Raw genomic sequence first — 19,499 nt, 5'->3', positions numbered from 1 at the left:
GCGCCGTTCAGGAAACGGCGGCCGCCATGACCTTGGATATTGCTTCCCCGATCTCCGCCGGAGAGAGGATGACCGAGATCCCCACCTTATCGAAAGCCGCGATTTTCGCCTCTACCGTACCGGCGGCTCCCGTAATGACGGCCCCAGCGTGTCCCATGCGCCTTCCCGCCGGCGCGGTTGCTCCCGCCAGGAAAGCCGCGGTCGGCTTTCGAGAGGAAGTTTTCCAAAATGTGGCCGCATCCTGTTCCTCACACCCGCCGATTTCTCCAATCACCAGGATCGCTTTCGTTGCAGGATCCCTGTCAAACATTTCGACGACCTCTTGCAGCCCAAGACCGTGGACGGGATCACCACCGATCCCAACGCAACTGCTCTGCCCAATGCCCCTCTGCGAAAGCTGCCAGACTGCCTCATAGGTGAGAGTCCCGCTGCGAGAGACAATCCCCACTGGGCCCGGTTGATGAATGTAGCCTGGCATGATGCCGATCTTGCATTGCCCCGGCGTAATCACCCCCGGACAATTTGGCCCGATCAGGCGCGTCTTCTTATCTTCCAAGCATCGGCGGACCCGAACCATGTCGAGCGTGGGAATTCCTTCGGTAATACAGACAATCAGATCGATATCGGATGCCGCGGCCTCCAAGATGGCGTCCGCAGCCCCGGAGGCGGGCACAAAGATCAAGCTCGCATTGCAACCGGTCGCCTGCTTCGCTTCGGCTACCGAGTCGAAAATGGGTACGCGTTCATCGAGCTTTTGCCCTCCCCTCCCCGGCGTCACTCCAGCCACGATCCTCGTCCCGTAATCCAGGCACGCACGGGCGTGAAACGATCCGGCCCTTCCGGTAATTCCTTGAACGACGACCCGGGTGGAATCATCGACAAGAATCGACATTTATCGAGTCTCCGCAGCCGCAGCTACCGCTTTTTGGGCCGCATCCGCCAGATCGTCTGCGGTCCGAATAGGCAAACCCGACTGATGCAAGATCGCCTTGCCCTCCTCGAAGTTCGTGCCTTGCAGCCGCACGACGATGGGCACTTTGGGTTTCGTATGAGTTACTGCTTCCACAATGCCCCGGGCGATCACATCGCATCGCATGATACCGCCAAAAATATGGACGAAAATCGCTCGCACCTTAGGATCCGCCATCAGGATTCCGAATGCCTTGGTTACCTGATTCTGATCGGCTCCTCCCCCGACGTCGAGGAAGTTGGCCGGTTCTCCGCCGTAGCGATGGAGGATGTCCATCGTCGCCATCGCAAGCCCGGCCCCGTTGACCATGCAGCCGATTTCTCCCGAAAGGCCGACGTAATTGAGGCCGGCCTTCAAGGCTTCCGCCTCACGGCCGTCCTCAACGACCTCGTTCCGGTAGGTCGCGACCTCCGGGTGGCGAAATAGAGCATTTTCATCCAAGCCGATCTTTGCATCGATCACGGCGATTTTCTCATTTTCGATCACGGCAAGTGGATTGATCTCGGCAAGGCTCGCATCGCATTCGCAAAAAAAACGATAGAGCCGAACGATCAGATCGGCTGTCTGAGGGAGCAGAGAGCCGCACAAGCCCATGCACGCAGCGAGTGTTCTTGCTTGGTACGGCCAAAATCCTACTTGGGGATCGACCCAGATCCGATGGATTTCTCCGGGACTTTCTCTGGCCACCTCTTCGATATCGACTCCGCCCTGAGCGCTGCCGACCACCACGGAGCGTCGACGTCCACGATCGATGAGGATCGCCAAGTAGAGCTCGCGACTGATCTGCGGCGCTTCGGCAACCAACACCTTATTCACCGGCCGTCCCTCCGGACCAGTCTGCGCCGTGACCAAGACTCCTCCGAGCATTGCCCGTGCCACTTCTTCGACCTCCGCCGGGTAACTGCAGAGGTGTACGCCTCCTGCAAACCCGCTCCGGAAGTGTCCCTTTCCTCGCCCACCAGCCAAAATCTGTGCCTTCACGACGAAGGGACCCTTGCTTAGCCCCTCCGCAATCTGCCGCGCTTCTTCAGGCCTCGTGGCCACATCCCCAGGCGGGATGGGCAAGCCATATCGACCCAGAAGACCCCTTGCCTGATATTCGAAGAGATTCACGGGACAACGCCCATCTTTCTATCGCGATCACGGGGTCTCGTCGGTTCAGCCGCTCCCTCCATCCGGGTAGCAGGAACGAGAATCGCATCGCGCATTCCGTGAACCAGTTTCTTGTCTGCGGGACAGATGGTTGCCAAGGCGCCGCCGAGTTCTGTTTTTCCGTCCAATACGAAATAGTAGGGAGAAATTCTGACGCGCCCGGTCATTCGTTCTTCCTCTCCACTCGACGTAAAAAATCGATGTTCGACGAGCGCGCCCTTGGCAAATCGCTGCAAAAGCCAAGGATGGGATCCAAACTCCTCAAGCGCATGTTCGATCCGTTTCTGCCACTCGGCTTGGGCCAAATCGGATCCCACAAAGACTCCCCGCGAACCCCAAGCTAAAGGAGAAAAACCAGATACCTTGAGGACCAGATCTCTTTCCGATTGGCTAAAATGGCCGAGTTCCCGCCAATCGTTGATCTCCAAGCCTGGATAGACCGCCTGCGGCGGAAGAGGAGATGGATCAAGGATCCAGCTCTGAGGAATGATTTCCCGCAGGAGTTGGAATCCCTTGTCCGTGAGCTGACGCCGCCAAAAATCCCGCAGCGGCCGGAACCAGAAGAGGGCAAGCCACAGCTTTTCTTCCAAGTAGGGCTTCGGCGGCGGCGTCATCGGGACTCGATCTGGATCGAAGCTCTCTCGGATCGTGGAGAGCCTTTCCCAGTCGAAGCACTCGAAAAAGCGGTAGATCGCTCGGTCGCTGCAGCGATAGTCTTCCGCTGCGCACACCCGATCGGCTCCCACTAAATACTCCATTTCAGGCCGATAGGAAGAAGCTTCCTCGGAAACCACGACGTCTCCCGTCGGGAAGAGGCGGGCAAACCCTTCCTTCATCTTGCCGGCTCCTCCCAGAAGAGCCGAATCCCAGAGGGAGAATTGTTCCTGCAACCAGGCCGTCACCCCAATACCTCCCGGCACGCTATCCAACTCGCAAAGGGCAAAGCCCGACTCCGTCCAGAGAAGATCGGGCCGAATCACGCGCGGAATCAGGTTCGCTAGTGCAGGGCGCCGAGAGAGGGCAACCAGTTCTGGAGGCTTACCTCGATCGAGAAGATCGGCAATCCAGGTCGGAGCCTTCCCCTGCACGCTCCATCGGTAGAGAAGATTGCAACCCTGCACAAAGTGCTGCAGAACCGGACCCAACCTCCCTAACAAAGTGACATGCCGCTCGCTTAGGGGGAATGCGGCATCGCTCGCGCGCCATTCCTTCTCGGCGAGTAGCCCGGAAGTCGGCATCCCGCTGCGCAGCAGCGACAATCGATCGTTGGCGTTCAAAACCTAATCGGATCCTTGATGACCACCGGATTTAGGCAGTCTTTGCAAAAGTAACTCCCTTTTCGAACCTGATTCGACTGCATTTTCTTCGCAAGATCCAGACGGGAGCTTTCGAGCCCCCCCCAAACCCGCGACGCCGGCGCGGAAAGCTCACTTTCGAAATGCCTCCGGAAGAGGATTTGAATCCAGGCGTTCTCATAGCTTGCCGGACATTAGCTCGTCAACCTCTTCTCCGATAGAGGAGAGAGCGACTGCAGTTCCTCCAGGGAATGATTGAATCTACCGCGGCGAGAAGCTAGCCTTATGAATGAACTCCTTCTCTTCAACGATTTCCGGCTTGTGATTCGACGAAATATCGCTCGATCGGAGGGATTCATTCAAGGACTTGCGCCATCCCTCGCGAACCGCTTATATCGATCTCGCCATGGAAGAACTCATCATCATCGGTTCCGGTTGCGCCGGTTGGACGGCGGCAATCTACGCCGCGCGCGCGAACCTTCGCCCGCTCGTCATCACAGGAACAGAGCCGGGGGGGCTTTTGACGACCACTACTCTTGTCGAAAATTTCCCCGGTTTTCCTCAAGGGATACAGGGACCCGAACTGATGGTTGCCATGGAAGAACAGGCCAAGCGTTTTGGAGCGCGTGTCCTCTCCATGGCAACGGTAACCCACACCCGACTCTCCGATGGCTTCAAGCAAGTCGTGCTCGAGGATAGGGTGCTGAAAGCCAAAGCCGTGATCCTCGCCGTGGGAGCGCGTCCTAAGCATCTGGATGTACCAGGAGAAACGGAGTTGGAGACGCGAGGAGTCAGCTATTGCGCGACCTGCGACGGTGCCCTTCCCGCGTTTCGCAATCAAGCCATGGTGGTCGTGGGCGGAGGCGATTCCGCCTGCGAGGAAGCTCTCTACTTGACCCGTTTCGCCTCTGAAGTCTACTTAATCCACCGGCGGGATCGATTGCGCGCCTCTCCGATCATGGCCAATCGCGTTCTGAGCGACCCCAAGATCCGACCGGTGTGGAACACCGTGGTCACCGAGGTGGTGGGATGTGACGAGGGCAAACTCACGGGTTTAAGTCTCCGTGATCTGCACGCGGGCAAGGAGAGTTCGCTCTCTTGCGCGGCCCTTTTCGTCGCCATTGGACACCAACCCAGCACCGAGTGTTTTCAGGGGCAGATCGACCTGGACGAACACGGCTATATCCGCGTTCACGACGGCTCCCGGACGAGCCAGCCCGGAGTATTTGCGGCAGGGGACTGCGTCGATTTCACCTATCGGCAAGCGGTGACGGCGGCGGGAATGGGCTGCATGGCCGCCCTGGATGCGGAACGCTATCTCTCCGCGCTCCCCACGCCTTCCGACGCTTGATTCGAGGGTGCCCAAGGGATAAACTCAACCTTTTTACAAGAAAGCCAACATGGTAACGGTTCAGATCGAGGAGCTAACCCCCTGCCGGAAGCGACTCCGCATCGAGGTTTCCGCCGACGAGGTCACCCAAGTCCGGAAGGAAGTGGTTGGGCGCTTCACCCAAATCGCGCGGCTGCCGGGTTACCGGCCAGGGAAAGCTCCCATTCCGCTGGTCGAGAAACAGTTTCAGAAGGAGATCGACGAAGAGCTGCAGAAGATGCTCGTGACCCGTGGTCTTCGAGAAGCCATTCAAAAGCAGCAGATCGACGTAGTCCGGGCGCTAGGAACCGAGGACGCACGCTATCTAAGCGGGCTTTCCTTTTCCTTTGCGGTTCTGGTCGATTGCGCTCCCGCCTTTACCCTGCCCGATTACTCGGCAACAGCCCTTCCTCGAACGGAAACCGAGGTGAGCAAGGAGGAAGTGGGTCAGGCGGTCGACAAGCTCCTGGAAGCACGTGCCACGTTTACCGACGTGCCGGCTCGCCCGTTGTCCGAAGGCGACTATGCGGTTCTTCGGTACGAAGCGACCATCGATGGCCAGCGCATGAAAGACGTTCTCCCCGCCGCAGGCATTCTGGCGGGGGCCGAAGACCAGTGGCTCCTGGTGAAGCCGGGCGTCTTCGTTCCCGGGTTCACGGAAGGAGTCCTCGGAATGGAGATTGGGCAGACCCGACAGATTTCTGTTCGCTTTCCGGAAGACTGGTTTTTTGAGCCTCTGCGCGGAAAGACCGCAGAGTATTCCATCACCCTTTCGGCGCTCAAGGAACGCCATATTCCTTCTCTATCCGATGACCTCGCCAAAGAGATTGCCGGGACCGATCAGTCCGGACTCCTTTCCATGGTGCAATCCGCGGTGGAAACGGAGAAAAAGCGGGGCGCGCGGCGCGAACAGAGCAATCATATTCTGAATTCCCTCCTCGGATCGGTGGAGTTCCCGCTGCCGGAGTCGCTGGTCGAAGAAGAAACGGCAAACGCCGTTCGAGAAGTCGTTGCGGAAAATCAGGAACGCGGCATTCCCCTGGCCGTGCTCGAGGAGAAGAAAGGGGAAATCTTCTCGAACGCTCGACGGCTGGGCGCTCAACGGGTCAAACTCCGATTTCTCATCGACCGGATTGCGAAGAACGAATCGGTTACGGTCAGCGACGAGGAGTTCTCCCGAGCGGTTGCTTCGCTCGCGCATCGCCAGAATCTCCCTCCACGGCAATTCATCCAGCGAGTCCCGCGCGAAAGCTTAGAGGCCCTAAAAAGACAGATCTTGCTGGAGAAAGTAATGGACTTCCTCATCGAAAAAGCCAAGGTTGCCTCCGTATGACAGAGCAACGGTTCACCGCACAGATCATTCCGTCCGTCATTGAGCAGATTGGCCGAGAAGAGCGTCGATACGACGTCTATTCCCGGCTACTGAAAGATCGCATCATCTTCTTGGGCGTTCCCATCGACGACATGATTGCCAACGTCGTCATTGCGCAGCTGCTTTTCCTCCAAATGGAAGACCCAAAGAAGGATGTGAGCATCTACATCCATTCTCCCGGCGGATACGTCACCGCCGGCATGGCGATCTACGACACGCTCCAGTTCATCAGTTGCGATGTCGCCACCTATTGCATCGGCCAGGCGGCAAGCATGGCAGCCGTTCTTTTAGCTGCGGGAAGCAAAGGCAAACGCTTTGCCTTGCCCAATGCCCGGATCATGATTCATCAACCGCTGGGAGGAGCCCAAGGACAAGCTTCGGACATCAGCATTCAGGCCAAGGAAATTCTGCGGACCAAACGTCAACTCAATCAGATCTTGGCGATGCATACCGGCCAGCCCCTGGAGAGGCTGGTAAAGGACACCGATCGAGATTTCTTCATGTCGGCCGACGAAGCGAAGGAGTACGGGATCGTCGACGAAGTGGTAAAAACCAAAGTCACCATCCCACAAGTACCCGAGCCGACCATCGCGTAGGAGTCATCCATGGCGCGCCCCGTTCAGGTAACCATGTGCTCTTTTTGCGGAAGAAGCCATGCGGAGGTTCGCAAGCTGATTTCGGGGCCGGGCGTCTACATCTGTGATAGCTGCATCAATGTCTGCAAAGACATTCTCGAGCGGGAGGGAAAAGGGGATGCCCCTTCCGTTGGGGCGATGGCGATTCCGAAGCCAACGGAGATTCATCGATTTCTGGATCGATATGTGATCGGTCAGCGACGGGCGAAGAAGGTTCTCTCGGTCGCCGTCCATAATCATTACAAGCGGCTCACGACGCTGGGAAGCGGTACAGGAGAGGGAAACCGCCTAGATAAGCACCCCGACGTAGAGATCGAAAAGAGCAACATCCTGCTCGTTGGGCCGACCGGGTCGGGCAAGACCCTTTTGGCCCGCACCCTTGCTCGAATGCTCGATGTTCCCTTTTGCCTGGCCGATGCGACATCCCTCACGGAAGCCGGCTACGTAGGCGAGGATGTCGAAAGCGTCCTTCTCCGACTGCTCCAGAACGCAAATTTTGATGTGAAACGGGCGGAGATGGGCATCGTCTATCTCGACGAGATCGATAAGATCGCTCGAAAGAGCGAGAGTCCGTCGATCACTCGTGACGTGTCCGGCGAAGGCGTGCAGCAGGCCATGCTCAAGATGCTCGAGGGCACGGTCTGCCATGTGCCACCCCAGGGCGGAAGGAAGCATCCCCAGCAGGAATGCATCCGCGTGAACACACAACATATCCTATTCATCTGCGGAGGAGCCTTCGTCGGTCTCGATAAGATGGTTGCTCGCCGCCGCGGCAACGGCCGCCTCGGCTTTTCCGGGCCGCCTCAGGTCGAGCAGACCGAAGCCGCCGAGGTGGAGATCGAGCCGGAAGATCTCATCCAGTACGGAATGATCCCGGAATTTGTCGGCCGACTGCCGATTGTTTCCTGGCTGCAGGCATTGAGCGAGGAAGAGCTCGTCTGCGTTCTCACAGAGCCAAAGAATGCACTGGTCAAACAGTACGCGAAACTGTTGGCGATGGACCAGGTGAAGCTCTCCCTGACCAAAGACGCCCTGCGGCTGCTCGCCCAAGAGGCCATCCGGAAGGGGACGGGTGCGCGCGGCCTTCGCGCCGCGCTGGAAAAGATCATGCTGGAAGTCATGTATGATCTGCCCTCCCGAACCGACCTGGAAGAAGTCATCATCAGCCGCCCCGTCGTAGAAGGGAAGCGTCTGCCCATCCTTCGCCGCCGCTCCGAACGAGAAGCAGCCTGAGACAAATCGTCCGGCTTCGCGACCCCAACCGGATAAGAACGCTGGACCTCTGCGGATTCGTCGGACCGCCAACCCAGGGAAGAGAGAATGTCGACCAAGACCAGAGTCGTCGTAGGAATGAGCGGGGGAGTCGACTCCTCGGTTGCCGCTTATCTTCTTCAACAACAAGGATACGAGGTGATCGGCGTTACCCTCAAGGTCTGGTCCGACTCATGCATTTCTCATTCTCAGGAAAAATGCTGCGGGCCCCAGTCGATCTCCGATGCACGCCTCGTCGCTCATCGGTTGGGAATTCCCTACTTCGTCCTCGATGAGGCCGAAGCATTCGAAGAGGAAGTAATCTTACCCTTTGTGAAAGCATACCAGGGAGGGCGTACTCCCAACCCGTGTGTGCTCTGCAACGAAAAGATGAAGTTCGGCCGGCTTCCGCAAAAAGCGAAGGCGTGGGGCGCGGAATATGTGGCCACCGGCCACTACGCCCGGATCGAACACACAGCGGGAGGCGTCCTGCTGAAACGGCCCAAAGAGGAACGGAAGGACCAGACCTATTTCCTCTTCCGCCTCGAGCGAAAGACCCTGGATCGGATGCTGACCCCTCTTGGCGACTACACCAAAGAGGAGGTGCGAAACATTGCCCGGAAGGCGGGCCTATCGGTCTGGGACAAAGAAGAGAGCCAAGGGATCTGCTTCGTTCCGGGCAACCAGTACGGAGCTTTTTTGACGAAACGGATCGGCGAGGGAAAGAACGACGTCGGACAGATCGTCGACCTCTCCGGTCGGTCCCTCGGCCGTCATCGGGGAATCGAATTTTACACCGTCGGTCAGCGGCGCGGAATTCCCGGAGGCCAAGGGGAACCCCTCTACGTGCTCACGATTGATCCCGCGCAGCAACGCATCGTCGTCGGCCCGTGGGAGGCCCTCCACCAGACGCACTGTTTCTTAAGCGAGACGAACTGGCAGCAGCAGCCGCCGCCGACACCCCTTTCGGTAACCGTCAAGGTGAGATACAACTACCCCCCCTCCCCGGCTCGGCTCACCGTCCTTTCCGAGCAGCGAGCTCGACTGGATTTCGAGTCACCTCAAGCGGGTGTCGCTCCAGGCCAGGCAGCCGTCTGCTACGTCGATGATCTCTTGCTTGGGGGAGGATGGATTGAACGACCGACCGACGAAGACCAAGAGGAGGTTACTCCATGAAGCCGCTTTTGGTTCTCATCACCGCCTCGTCCTCCGAGGAGGGAGCACGGCTCGCTCGGGCCCTCTTGGAGGCCCGAGCGGCGTCTTGCGTCAACCTCCTGCCCGGAGTCCGCTCCTTTTACTGGTGGCGCGGCAAGCGGGAAGAGGCCGACGAAGTCCTTTTGCTGGTGAAGAGTGCAAAAGAGCGATGGGATGAATTGCAAGCCGTTGTCCGAAACACTCATAGCTATGAGTGTCCGGAGATCGTCGCCCTCTCTCCAGAGCAGGTCGAAGAGCGATACCTCGGGTGGTGGACGGCAGAGATTGCCAAGCCTTCAGTCGAAGCGTAATCGGAATCCCTGCGGCTCCAGGTAAGCTGCTTCGGCTTCCAAGTCGGCCTTCGTCAGCGGGTGCTCCGTCAGCCAGTTCGGCGGGAACCGAAGCTTCCAACGGCGTTCTCCTCCCTCCATCCCGATCTCCAAGAGAAGAGGATCTTGCCGACTCCGCGCCAAAACGATCGCAATCCGTAACAGGATGCTCAAGCAAAACGTCGAATTCCGATCCGCCTCCCGAAGCAGAAGAAGCTCTTGCCCCGGATACTTTCGGCGATGGCTCCGGACCAGAAAGGCCAGTCGTTGCTGATCCCCGAGGGAAAAGCCCGGCATGTCGATGTGACTCAGAATATAGGCACCATGCTTATGATATTGGGAATAAGCGATAAAGAGCCCAATTTCATGGAGAAGGGCTGCCCAGGACAAAAAATGGCGGTCTTCTTTCGTGAATCGACAGATCGCGGCTACCTGCTCAAAGAGATTCAAAGCCAGCTTTTGCACGCGATGGGCTTGCTGCGCATCGATGCGGAATTGCTCGGCTAGGTTCCGCACCGTCGTCTCCCGGGAATCGGCCTCCGAGTTCCTGCCCAAGAGATCGTAAAGCAGACCTTCCCGGAGAGCGCTGTGCGAAACTTCCAGCACACCGATGCCGAGAGCCTGGAAAAGCGCAACGAGGATGGCTACCCCCCCGGGGAGAACGAGCTTCCTCTCTTCATCGAGACCCCCAAAGGGGAGCTTGTCCACCCTGCCCGCTTCCACCAGAGCCTTCTCGATCTTCTTAAGCGCAGCGGCCGTGATGCCGTGCGTCGACCATCCTTCTGCCTGAACAACGCCAAAAATGCCGAGAATCGTTCCGGAGGAGCCGATGGCCCTTCCCCATCCTGCGGACCGGTAAGTCGCTGCAATCGGCTCCAATTCACGAAGAGCTTCCAGTTCCGCCCGACGCATACGAGAGGGGCTGATCGCCCCGTCGGCAAAGTGGGCCCCGCTCATGCTGACGCAACCCATGAACAGGCTTTCCATCCGTTCCGGTATCAGCCCCCTGCCCAGAATGAGTTCCGTACTGCCTCCTCCGATGTCCACCACCAAGCGCAATCGCCCGTCCTCCTCGGTGCCATGGGCAACACCCAAGTAGATCAAACGCGCCTCCTCATGGCCGGAAATGACGTCGATCGAATGGCCGAGGGCCTTTTCGGCCTTCCGAATGAATTCTTCGGCGTTCCGCGCCTTCCGTAAGGTATTGGTTCCTGCGACTCGCACCCGCGATGGCGGAATCGGCTTTAACCTCTGCCCGAACCGCTCCAGACATCGCAAGGCGCGATCCATGGCGTCTCGGCTTAAGGTCCCAGCAGCGTCGAGTCCCGCGGCTAAGCGTACCGGCTCTTTCAACCGATCGATAGGCCGGAATTGCCCTTTCTCCTCCTGGATGACGAGCAGATGGAAACTGTTGGATCCTAGGTCGACAGCAGCGGCGAGCGGCATAGAACCCCCATCGGCATTTCCCATCCTTGCTGAGCGAACAGGACGCAGCACCCTTTCTTCCGCGTCACCGCATCCAACACCGGGGAAAGGAGACCCGCCATCCTCAAGCCGCATCGGCCCCGTTGCAGGGGAGCCGGGACCTCAAGGGATGCGCCCACAGCCTCCCGAGAGCCCGTGCTTTTCGTTGTATCGCTGTTGATACTCCTCGGCGAAAAAAAAGCCCTTTTCCGGAGCGATTTCCGTCACGATCGGCGCGCGAAACCTCCCACTCTCCGCTAAAGACTGGCGCGAGCGTTCGGCAGCCTTACGCTGGGCCTCGTCATAGACAAAGATCCCCGAGCGGTACTGGGATCCGATATCCGGGCCCTGCCGATTCAGAGTCGTCGGATCATGGAAATCCCAAAACTTGGCCAAAAGCTCTTCGTAGGAAACCTCCCGGGGATCGAAGAGGACGAGCACCGCTTCCGCGTGCCCCGTCCGCCCGGCGCATACCTCCTGATAGGTCGGGAACGGAACCGTTCCGCCGGAGTAGCCGGCGAATGCCGCTTTCACGCCCCTCTCCTTCTCGAACTTTTGCTCCAACCCCCAATAGCAACCTCCCGCGAAGACCGCGCGCTCCAATGGATTTCCGTCCTTCCCCTTTCCCTGCAGGAGACGTTCGGGCACGAAGACAAGCGCCCCGGAATTGATGCAATAACGGAGGCCGGTCGGAGGAGGCCCGTCAGGGAAGAGATGTCCCAAGTGAGCTCCACAACGCGCACAGAGGATTTCCTCTCGGACCATCCCGTGACTTCTGTCTTCCGACTGCCGAATGTTCTGGGGAGCAAACGGAGCAAAAAAGCTCGGCCAGCCCGTTCCCGAAACATACTTCGCCGTCGAGGAAAAGAGGGGCAGGCCGCAATCCCCACACAAGTAGAACCCTTCTTCTTTCCCAGCCGCGAAGCGCCCGCAGAACGGCGGCTCCGTTCCCGCTTCCCGCGTGATCGCATAGGTTGTTTCGCCCAGCAGGTAACGCCACTGCTCGTTTCTCATCCGGATGTAGGCCCCCTTTGTTGGAGCGCTCGGCCGGCCCCACTCATCTAAAAAAACGAACGTTCCCTGTTCCATAGCGCCTCCCGGTGCGGCTTCACATACTCTTCCGTAAAGAAGGAAATGGGTCCCTAGCAGAAGCAAGAAAAGAAGAGCATGCACCTTTTTCGCTTCCGGATAGAAATTCGCGCCCATTTTACGGTTGCATTTTCCTCCATTCTCTTCAAGAAAGGCACCCCCCCAAAATGAGAAGCCGGATTCTGATGTAGTTACGTCTTTTGCCGTTGACGCGAGCATATTCGGCTTCTACGCTAAACGATAAGATTCATTCGAATGAGCGCAAGAACATCCTAACTTCTCCGGAGAAACGTCATGGCAAGAATTGCAATTAATGGGTTTGGACGCATCGGGCGGCTCATTTGTCGTATCATCGCGGAGCGAAAGTTGCTGGAGGAGATTCCGGTGATTGCGGTCAACGATCTCGTTCCTGCCGACAATCTCGCCTATCTGCTTCGTTACGACAGCAACTATGGCGGTTTTCCCTACCCGATCGAGTCGGCCAAATCCAATCCGAGCCTCGCTAAGGACGATCTTCTGCGAATCGGCAAGCACGAGATTCGCTGCTTGGAAGTAAAGGAAGGCCCAGCGGCCATGCCCTGGGCTGATCTGAGCGTCGATCTCGTGCTCGAATCCACCGGCCTTTTCACGAGTGCTGACAAGGCGCGAGGCCACCTCAAGGCCGGAGCCAAAACCGTGGTCATCACCGCACCCGGTAAAGATGCCGATATTACCGTGGTCTTCGGCGTCAATCATGAAGAGATCGACCGGAGCCGGCACTCGATCATTTCGAATGCGAGCTGCACGACCAACTGCCTGACTCCAGTGGTCCATGTCTTGCTCAAGGAAGGTTTCGGCATCGAGGAAGGACTCATGACCACGGTGCACAGCGTCACCGCAAGCCAGAAGGTCCAGGATGGACCTTCCCGAAAAGACTGGCGGGGCGGGCGGGCGATCGAGGGCAACATCATTCCGGCAAGCACGGGCGCTGCCAAGGCAACCGCGCTCGTGTTGCCGGAAGTGAAAGGAAAACTCACCGGAATGTCGTTCCGGGTTCCGACCCCCACCGTTTCCGTAGTCGACCTTACCGTGCGGACGACCAAGACGACGAGCTATCCGGAAATTTGTGCGGCGATGAAGAGGGCAAGCGAGACCTATCTGAAGGATATCCTTGGCTACACGGAAGACCCGGTCGTTTCGCGGGACTTTCTCAAGGATTCCCGTTCGAGCATCTTCGATGCCGGGGCCGGGATCGGTCTCAGCGGCAATTTCTTCAAGTTGATCTCGTGGTATGATAATGAATGGGGTTACGCTAATCGTTGCGTTGACCTCGTGCAACATCTCCTCCGATCGAAATAAGCCGGACGGCGGAGCGATCAAAAAAGAGTATTCACCCTTAACGGAGGCAAGAAAGGCATGACGAAGCGGACAATCCTCGATGTGGACGTGCGAGGGAAACGGGTGCTCGTACGGGTCGATTACAATGTTCCGGTCGAATACGTCGACGGGGACGCAAGGATCACCGACGATACCCGGATTCGAGCCAGCCTGCCGACCGTTCAGAACCTTGTGAAGCGTGGTGCACGTGTCGTGCTGATGAGCCATTTGGGCCGTCCCAAGGGGAAGGCGAATCCGAAACTGAGCCTTCGCCCCGTAGCCGACCGCCTGAGTTACTTGATGCAAAAGCGGGTCTCCTTCGCAAACGATTGCATCGGCTCGGGGGCGGAAAATTCCGTGAATTCGCTTCAGGACGGGGATGTCCTCCTGCTGGAAAACCTCCGTTTTCATCCCGAAGAAGAAAAGAATGATCCATCCTTTAGCCAGCAGCTTGCCCGGCTCGGAGAGGTCTATGTCAACGATGCCTTTGGAACGGTTCACCGCGCCCATGCCTCGACCGAGGGAGTCGCCCATTGCATGGGGGAGCGAGCCATCGGCTTCCTCATCGAAAAGGAACTCCACTTTCTTGGAGAAGAGTTGAAAGACCCGGCACGCCCCTTTGTGGTGATTCTGGGAGGGGCGAAAGTCTCCGACAAGATCCGCGTGATCGACCGTCTCCTCGGCAAGGCCGACGCCATCCTCATCGGTGGCGCGATGGCTTACACCTTCTACTTAGCGCAGGGCAAGTCCGTTGGAAAATCGCTGGTTGAGCCGGACCGGGTGGAGTTAGCCCGGGAGGCACTGGAAAAAGCGGCAGCCCGAGGCGTCGATCTCCTGCTGCCGGTGGACAGCTATATTGTCGAAGAGATCGATTTCGAAAATCACCAAACCTCACCGGGACGCTACACGAGACCGGAGGAAGAGATTCCGGCAAGCTGGCTAGGAGTCGACATCGGACCTGCTACGATCGCCGCCATGCGGAAAAAGATTGCCGGGGCGCGGACGATTTTCTGGAACGGCCCGATGGGAGTTTTCGAGATTCGCGGCTGCGATAAGGGAACATTCGCCGTAGCCGAAATGGTCGCGGAAAATCGGGATGCCGTAAGCATCGTGGGCGGAGGGGATTCGGTGAAGGCACTTCATCGGTCCGGGCTCGCGGACCGGATCACCTTCATCTCCACGGGAGGCGGTGCTTCTCTTGAGTTTCTCGAGGGCAAACCGCTTCCGGGAGTCTCCGTGATCCCTGACAAAGTCGAGAAGGAGGAAAACCAGAACGCGGCTTCTTCCTCCGCCCAAGGTTCCAACAAAGCTCTTCTCCCGGTGTGACGGCGCGTACAAAAATCGTCGCCGGCAACTGGAAGATGAACAAAACGGTTGCCGAGGCCGTCTCCCTCGTCGAGGAGCTCACGAAAGAGTTGGCGGGCTTCTCAGGCTGCGAGGTCATCCTTTGCCCTCCGTTCACCGCGCTGACCAGCGTGGCGAAACTCTTGCACTCCTCTCCCAGGATCCAGCTTGGGGCGCAAAATCTCCATCCCGCGCTCCAAGGAGCATTTACCGGAGAGATTTCGGCCGCCATGCTCCGCGAGGCCGGCTGCCGATTTGTCATTGTCGGCCATTCCGAGCGCCGCCGCTACTTTGGGGAAACGGATGCTTTCCTTCGCGAAAAGCTGCTTGCCGCAGTCGCTGCGGGATTGCGGCCGATCTTCTGCGTCGGAGAGGAGCTTCCCGATCGGGAATCGGGCCGATGGCCCGCACATCTCCGTTCCCAAATTCAAGGAGTTCTTCACGGCCTTCCGGTCGATGTGCTCTCCGCCATCGTCCTTGCCTACGAGCCGATATGGGCCATTGGCACCGGACGAAATGCCAGGCCCGAGCAGGCGCAAGAGGCACACGCCTTGCTGCGTAAAGAGATCGAGAGGCTGCACGGGACCGCCGTCGCAGCTCGAATGTGCATTCAGTATGGGGGGAGCGTGACCCCTCAGAATGCCCGCGAGCTTTTAAGCCAGCCCGACGTAGACGGGCTGCTCGTGGGAGGCGCGAGCTTGAATGCCCGAAGCTTTACCTCCATTCTCCTTTCTGTACAATAGGCCCGAAATGGTACGGATTCTCTTCGATGTTCTCGCCGTGGGGTATGCGCTGGTGGCGGTCTTGCTCGTCCTTCTCATCCTGATGCAGCGAAGCAAGCAAGAGGGGTTGGGAGCTGCATTCGGCGGTGGCGTCACCGATTCTCTCTTCGGAGCACAAACCTCGAGCATTCTCGTCAAAGGAACGGCATGGCTGGCGGCCCTCTTTTTCGGCTTGGCGGTGATTCTCTCTTTTCTTTCCGGTCGGCTTGCTTCCGATCATGGAACGATCCAAGAGAAATTACGTCATCCCGCCACGTCCACCTCCGCCCCCGCTACTTCGGCCGCAACGCAGAAGCAGGTAAAATAACCCGAGGCGATGGGTTCGCGCTGCCTTCGAACTCTCGTTTGCGGACTCTTCTTCGTCATCCTGGCGAACTGCAGTAAACCGCCGAGGTCCGATCGCCTCGTGCTGATCAACGGGCCCGAGCCGGAAAGCCTCGACCCCCATGTGATCACGGGGCAACCCGAAGGGCGCATTTGCAAAGCCGTTTTTGAAGGGCTCACGACAGAGGACAAGGAAGGGCGGATCGTCCCGGGAATCGCACAAGAGTGGACGACTTCCCCGGATGGGCGGATCTACCGGTTTACTCTCCGCCCGAGCTCCTGGAGCGATGGGAGCCCGCTGACCGCGCAGGATTTCGCCGCATCGTGGCGGCGGGCGCTCGATCCGCAAATGGCTGCCAAATACGCGGATCTTTTCTATTTTATCGAAAATGCCGAAGCCTACAACAGGGGGCGTCTTCGAGATTTTTCCCAAGTCGGCGTGCACGCGATCGATTCTCGGACACTGGAAGTCCGACTGATCGGCCCTACCCCGTTTTTCCCCTCCCTCTGCGCTCAACCCATCTTTTGCCCAGTTCCACTGGCCGCGATACAAAAACAGGGAGAAAACTGGATCAAGCCGGGCAACCTCATCGGTAACGGTCCCTACCTGCTCGAATCATGGATGATCAATGATCGCATCATCCTCCGGAAAAATCCCCGATACTGGCGCGCGGACACGGTCCGGATCCCCTGGATCGAAGCACTGGCCGTGACTCGCGCTTCGGCGGCGTTTAACCTCTTCGCGAGCGGAAACGCCGACCTTGTCCTCGACAAGGGCCTCATTCCAACCTTCTTCCTTTCCGAACTGCGAAATCAGCCCTATTTTCATTCTGCTCCTTTCCTGGCTACCTATTTTTACCGGATCAACGTGACCGCTCCGCCTCTCAACGATCCGCGGGTCCGGCAGGCGCTTTCCCTGGCCATCGACCGCGCCCGCCTCATCCGCACGATCACCCGGGGCGGAGAACTCCCAGCCCATTCTTTGACTCCTCCCGGAATTCCCGGTTATACCCCACCGGATGGTTTGGCCTTCGATCCGGCTCGGGCCCAAGCCCTCCTTGCCCAGGCCGGCTTTCCCGGCGGCCGCGGATTTCCTCCATTTACCCTGCTTTACAACTCCAGCGAGCAGAACGAACAGGTCGCCACGGAGATTCAAGCCCTTTGGCAACGAATTCTGGGAATCTCGGTGAGCCTCCGCAATCAGGAGTGGAAGGTCTATCTTAACTCCGTCCAATCCCTCTCCTACGAGGTCGCGCGATCCAGTTGGGTGGGGGATTACGAGGATCCCTTCACCTTCCTCGGCTGCTTTCTTCGCAATAGCGGGAACAACAACACGGGCTGGTCGAGCGATCGATACGAAAAGCTCCTGGCCGAAGCGACAGTCACCCTCGCTCCCGAGGAGCGTTTCGCCTTGCTGCACAAAGCAGAGGCAATTCTTGTAAAAGAGGAACTTCCCATCCTTCCCATCTACTTTTACTCTGGAATCATGCTCTATGACGGATCCCGCCTTGGAGGCATCGCGGCCAACCTGCTCGATGAGCATCCCTTCCGAGAATTCTATTTTCGTCATCCGCCGAAACCGGGTCGCCCGGTTCCCTAGCCTGCAAAAAGATGGAGGAACGCCTTAGTATCCATCCATGGATGGACCATCCTTGGCTTGGAACGCGAATGTCACTTCAGCAGAGAAGTGACTCCTTTCCTGGTCCGAATTCGCACGGAGCGGGCGTTTTCGACGCGAGGACGGCCCTGGTGGATCGCTGATGCTCACCTTTCTTGTTCGCCGCTTGATTGGAGCTCTCCCGGTGCTCTTGGGGGTGATCACGATCACCTTTTTTCTTGTCCGCCTAGCTCCCGGAAGCCCGTTTGCCGGAGAGCGAGCCATCCCTCCCGAAATCCTTCGCCAACTGGAAGCGAAATACAAGCTGAGCGGCTCGCTATGGGAACAGTATGCCAGCTATGTTTCCGATGTTCTTCACGGGGATCTCCGTCTTTCGACGAGGTATCGGAATCGCACCGTCAACGAGATCATCGCCCAGACGCTTCCTGTCTCCCTGGTGCTCGGGGGTAGCGCCTTTTGTCTTGCCCTGGGATTCGGCATCTCCGCCGGAGTGTGGGCCGCGATACGGCACAACCGGACGGCCGATCGTCTCGTCCAAATACTCTGCCTGGGCGGCATCTCGATTCCGAGCTTTGTGCTAGCCCCTCTGGCCGTGCTCCTCTTTTCCCTGGAAATCAGGCTGCTCCCCCCCGGCGGCTGGGGGAGCTTCCGCGAACTCATTCTCCCGGCGAGTTCCCTCGCCCTGCCGTATGCAGCAGTGGTCGCAAGACTGACCAGGGCAAGCATGCTGGAAATCCTGCCGATGGACTATATCCGAACGGCCCGAGCAAAAGGGCTGGCCCCTCTGACCATCCTCTTCCTCCACGGGCTGAAGCCCGCCTCCCTACCGATCGTCGCCTATGCAGGGCCCCTCGCCGCCAACCTCTTGACCGGCTCCCTCGTCGTCGAGGAAATCTTTGGCATTCATGGAATGGGATCTTTCTTCGTCGAAGGCGTCTTGAGCCGCGACGTTTTCTTAGTAGCCGGGGTAACGCTCGTCTACAGCGCTCTCCTGATCGCCTTCAATCTGTTGGCCGACCTCCTTTCCGCATGGCTCGACAAGAGGCTGCAACTTTCGTGAAACCAAGCGTCAGACTCCCCGGGCGGAGGCTCGATGGGTGGACCGCCCTCGCGGCTGCTTCTCTCGCCTTTTTTCTCCTGGCGGCGATCTTCGGCCCTCTTCTCTCCCACTATTCAACGGGAGAGATCAGCGATCAATCCTTGGCATGCCCGAGCCCGAGTCACTGGATGGGGACAGACATTCACGGGAGAGATCTTTTGACGCGTCTGCTTTGCGGCGCACGGATCTCGTTTCTGGTCGGATTTTTCGGCGCGCTCGTGAGCCTCTTGATCGGGTCCGCCTACGGTGCTTTTGCGGGATACGCGGGAGGAAAGGTCGACCGACTGCTCATGCAACTGGTCGACCTTCTCTATTCGCTGCCGACCCTCATCTTTGTCATCGTCCTGATCGCCCTGTTGGAGGCTCCCCTGCGCAAGACATTGATCGCCTGGCAACTCACGAGCCTGCTCCCCTATAGCCGAATCTTCCTCCTCTTCCTGGCTCTGGGCTTCGTCGAATGGCTCACCATGGCCCGCGTGGTCCGGAGTCGCGTCCTCGTCCTCAAAGAGGCGCTTTTCGTCCAAGCGGCGCGCGTTCTCGGAAGATCGCCTTTCGGAATCCTCCGCTACCATATCTTGCCCCACCTCTTGGGAATCGTGGCGGTCTACCTGACCTTGACCGTCCCAACCGTCATCCTCGCCGAATCGTTCTTGAGCTTTTTAGGCTTGGGAGTCGAGCCGCCTTCCGCAAGCCTAGGCACTCTCTTGGCCGATGGCGCCCAGGCCATCAACCCGATCCGGACGGCATGGTGGCTCCTGGTCTTCCCTAGCGGAATGCTGGCCTGGACTCTCTGGGCGTTGAACGCCCTCGGAGACAAGCTGCGGGACCTGCTCGATCCCTCCAGCCGATAGAGGCG

18 protein-coding genes are annotated in these 19,499 nt (G+C 58.5%); 13 read left to right on the top strand and 5 right to left on the bottom strand.

The features are described from left to right. Nucleotides 1-7 precede the first annotated feature (7 nt). From sucD to MAMT_RS08500, 3 genes are read right to left on the bottom strand one after another with little or no spacing between them, the layout of a single operon-like run. The gene (gene sucD, locus MAMT_RS08510) at nt 8-892 is read right to left on the bottom strand and encodes a succinate--CoA ligase subunit alpha (protein ID WP_142660548.1); all 885 of its coding nucleotides are present in this window, start codon (nt 890-892) and stop codon (nt 8-10) included. Continuing rightward, nucleotides 893-2,083, bottom strand: a complete 1,191-nt coding sequence (sucC, locus tag MAMT_RS08505) for an ADP-forming succinate--CoA ligase subunit beta (RefSeq protein ID WP_142660547.1) — start codon at nt 2,081-2,083, stop codon at nt 893-895. It lies immediately after the preceding gene. Further along, complete coding sequence (locus MAMT_RS08500; protein ID WP_246186609.1) at nt 2,080-3,399, bottom strand: H-NS histone family protein; 1,320 nt, start codon at nt 3,397-3,399, stop codon at nt 2,080-2,082. The genes sucC and MAMT_RS08500 overlap by 4 nt, the downstream gene beginning before the upstream one ends. A 424-nt stretch (nt 3,400-3,823) precedes the next feature. On the opposite strand from MAMT_RS08500, the gene trxB reads away from it, so the two are divergent. The 6 genes from trxB to cutA all read left to right on the top strand — a co-directional run bounded on the left by trxB (nt 3,824) and on the right by cutA (nt 9,549). Further along, on the top strand, nt 3,824-4,768 hold the full coding sequence (gene trxB / locus MAMT_RS08495; protein ID WP_178087031.1) for a thioredoxin-disulfide reductase: 945 nt from the start codon (nt 3,824-3,826) through the stop codon (nt 4,766-4,768). Between the two features lie 49 nt (nt 4,769-4,817). Then, nucleotides 4,818-6,119, top strand: coding sequence for a trigger factor (tig, locus tag MAMT_RS08490; protein WP_142660545.1), 1,302 nt, complete (start codon nt 4,818-4,820; stop codon nt 6,117-6,119). Then, a complete protein-coding gene (gene clpP / locus MAMT_RS08485) occupies nt 6,116-6,754 on the top strand; it encodes an ATP-dependent Clp endopeptidase proteolytic subunit ClpP (protein ID WP_142660544.1) in 639 nt (212 codons plus the stop codon). Before tig ends, clpP begins: the two co-directional genes overlap by 4 nt. Before the next feature lie 9 nt (nt 6,755-6,763). Further along, on the top strand, nt 6,764-8,026 hold the full coding sequence (gene clpX / locus MAMT_RS08480) for an ATP-dependent Clp protease ATP-binding subunit ClpX (RefSeq protein ID WP_178087029.1): 1,263 nt from the start codon (nt 6,764-6,766) through the stop codon (nt 8,024-8,026). An 87-nt stretch (nt 8,027-8,113) separates the two neighbouring features. Continuing rightward, on the top strand, nt 8,114-9,220 hold the full coding sequence (gene mnmA, locus MAMT_RS08475) for a tRNA 2-thiouridine(34) synthase MnmA (RefSeq protein ID WP_142660543.1): 1,107 nt from the start codon (nt 8,114-8,116) through the stop codon (nt 9,218-9,220). Further along, complete coding sequence (cutA, locus tag MAMT_RS08470; RefSeq protein WP_142660542.1) at nt 9,217-9,549, top strand: divalent-cation tolerance protein CutA; 333 nt, start codon at nt 9,217-9,219, stop codon at nt 9,547-9,549. The genes mnmA and cutA overlap by 4 nt, the downstream gene beginning before the upstream one ends. Here cutA and MAMT_RS08465 read toward each other — a convergent pair. After that, the gene (locus tag MAMT_RS08465) at nt 9,535-11,013 is read right to left on the bottom strand and encodes a Ppx/GppA phosphatase family protein (protein ID WP_142660541.1); all 1,479 of its coding nucleotides are present in this window, start codon (nt 11,011-11,013) and stop codon (nt 9,535-9,537) included. The two genes, cutA and MAMT_RS08465, sit on opposite strands and share 15 nt — an antisense overlap. 141 nt (nt 11,014-11,154) lie before the next feature. Then, the gene (msrA, locus tag MAMT_RS08460) at nt 11,155-12,120 is read right to left on the bottom strand and encodes a peptide-methionine (S)-S-oxide reductase MsrA (RefSeq protein ID WP_246186608.1); all 966 of its coding nucleotides are present in this window, start codon (nt 12,118-12,120) and stop codon (nt 11,155-11,157) included. Nucleotides 12,121-12,414: 294 nt separating this feature from the next. Between msrA and gap the strand changes: the two genes are divergently transcribed. From gap to MAMT_RS08425, 7 genes are all read left to right on the top strand, one after another. Next, complete coding sequence (gene gap / locus MAMT_RS08455) at nt 12,415-13,458, top strand: type I glyceraldehyde-3-phosphate dehydrogenase (RefSeq protein WP_142660539.1); 1,044 nt, start codon at nt 12,415-12,417, stop codon at nt 13,456-13,458. A 57-nt stretch (nt 13,459-13,515) separates the two neighbouring features. Beyond that, nucleotides 13,516-14,802: a phosphoglycerate kinase gene (locus MAMT_RS08450; protein ID WP_142660538.1), complete on the top strand. Its 1,287-nt coding sequence runs from the start codon at nt 13,516-13,518 to the stop codon at nt 14,800-14,802. Then, a complete protein-coding gene (tpiA, locus tag MAMT_RS08445; RefSeq protein ID WP_142660537.1) occupies nt 14,799-15,563 on the top strand; it encodes a triose-phosphate isomerase in 765 nt (254 codons plus the stop codon). The genes MAMT_RS08450 and tpiA overlap by 4 nt, the downstream gene beginning before the upstream one ends. A 7-nt stretch (nt 15,564-15,570) precedes the next feature. Beyond that, a complete protein-coding gene (gene secG / locus MAMT_RS08440) occupies nt 15,571-15,909 on the top strand; it encodes a preprotein translocase subunit SecG (RefSeq protein ID WP_142660536.1) in 339 nt (112 codons plus the stop codon). Nucleotides 15,910-15,918: 9 nt separating this feature from the next. Beyond that, nucleotides 15,919-17,526 (top strand): peptide ABC transporter substrate-binding protein, encoded by a 1,608-nt coding sequence (locus MAMT_RS08435; RefSeq protein WP_142660535.1) that lies wholly within the window; start codon nt 15,919-15,921, stop codon nt 17,524-17,526. Between the two features lie 160 nt (nt 17,527-17,686). Then, a complete protein-coding gene (locus tag MAMT_RS08430; protein WP_142660534.1) occupies nt 17,687-18,604 on the top strand; it encodes an ABC transporter permease in 918 nt (305 codons plus the stop codon). Beyond that, entirely contained in the window at nt 18,601-19,494 is an 894-nt protein-coding gene (locus tag MAMT_RS08425) for an ABC transporter permease (RefSeq protein ID WP_246186607.1), read from the top strand. The genes MAMT_RS08430 and MAMT_RS08425 overlap by 4 nt, the downstream gene beginning before the upstream one ends. Nucleotides 19,495-19,499: the final 5 nt, after the last annotated feature.

Source organism: Methylacidimicrobium tartarophylax (genome assembly GCF_902143375.2).
In the GTDB taxonomy this organism is placed as follows: domain Bacteria; phylum Verrucomicrobiota; class Verrucomicrobiia; order Methylacidiphilales; family Methylacidiphilaceae; genus Methylacidimicrobium; species Methylacidimicrobium tartarophylax.
The sequence above is the reverse complement of the archived record's forward strand: the minus strand, read 5'-3'. Positions and strand labels throughout refer to the sequence as shown.

Bases quoted from the DNA above. Each gene is read 5' to 3' on its own strand.
- sucD (WP_142660548.1), bottom strand. From the start codon at position 892: ATGTCGATTCTTGTCGATGATTCCACCCGGGTCGTCGTTCAAGGAATT.
- trxB (WP_178087031.1), top strand. From the start codon at position 3,824: ATGGAAGAACTCATCATCATCGGTTCCGGTTGCGCCGGTTGGACGGCG.
- tig (WP_142660545.1), top strand. From the start codon at position 4,818: ATGGTAACGGTTCAGATCGAGGAGCTAACCCCCTGCCGGAAGCGACTC.
- clpP (WP_142660544.1), top strand. From the start codon at position 6,116: ATGACAGAGCAACGGTTCACCGCACAGATCATTCCGTCCGTCATTGAG.
- clpX (WP_178087029.1), top strand. From the start codon at position 6,764: ATGGCGCGCCCCGTTCAGGTAACCATGTGCTCTTTTTGCGGAAGAAGC.
- mnmA (WP_142660543.1), top strand. From the start codon at position 8,114: ATGTCGACCAAGACCAGAGTCGTCGTAGGAATGAGCGGGGGAGTCGAC.
- cutA (WP_142660542.1), top strand. From the start codon at position 9,217: ATGAAGCCGCTTTTGGTTCTCATCACCGCCTCGTCCTCCGAGGAGGGA.
- MAMT_RS08465 (WP_142660541.1), bottom strand. From the start codon at position 11,013: ATGCCGCTCGCCGCTGCTGTCGACCTAGGATCCAACAGTTTCCATCTG.
- msrA (WP_246186608.1), bottom strand. From the start codon at position 12,120: ATGGAACAGGGAACGTTCGTTTTTTTAGATGAGTGGGGCCGGCCGAGC.
- gap (WP_142660539.1), top strand. From the start codon at position 12,415: ATGGCAAGAATTGCAATTAATGGGTTTGGACGCATCGGGCGGCTCATT.
- MAMT_RS08450 (WP_142660538.1), top strand. From the start codon at position 13,516: ATGACGAAGCGGACAATCCTCGATGTGGACGTGCGAGGGAAACGGGTG.
- secG (WP_142660536.1), top strand. From the start codon at position 15,571: ATGGTACGGATTCTCTTCGATGTTCTCGCCGTGGGGTATGCGCTGGTG.
- MAMT_RS08435 (WP_142660535.1), top strand. From the start codon at position 15,919: ATGGGTTCGCGCTGCCTTCGAACTCTCGTTTGCGGACTCTTCTTCGTC.
- MAMT_RS08430 (WP_142660534.1), top strand. From the start codon at position 17,687: ATGCTCACCTTTCTTGTTCGCCGCTTGATTGGAGCTCTCCCGGTGCTC.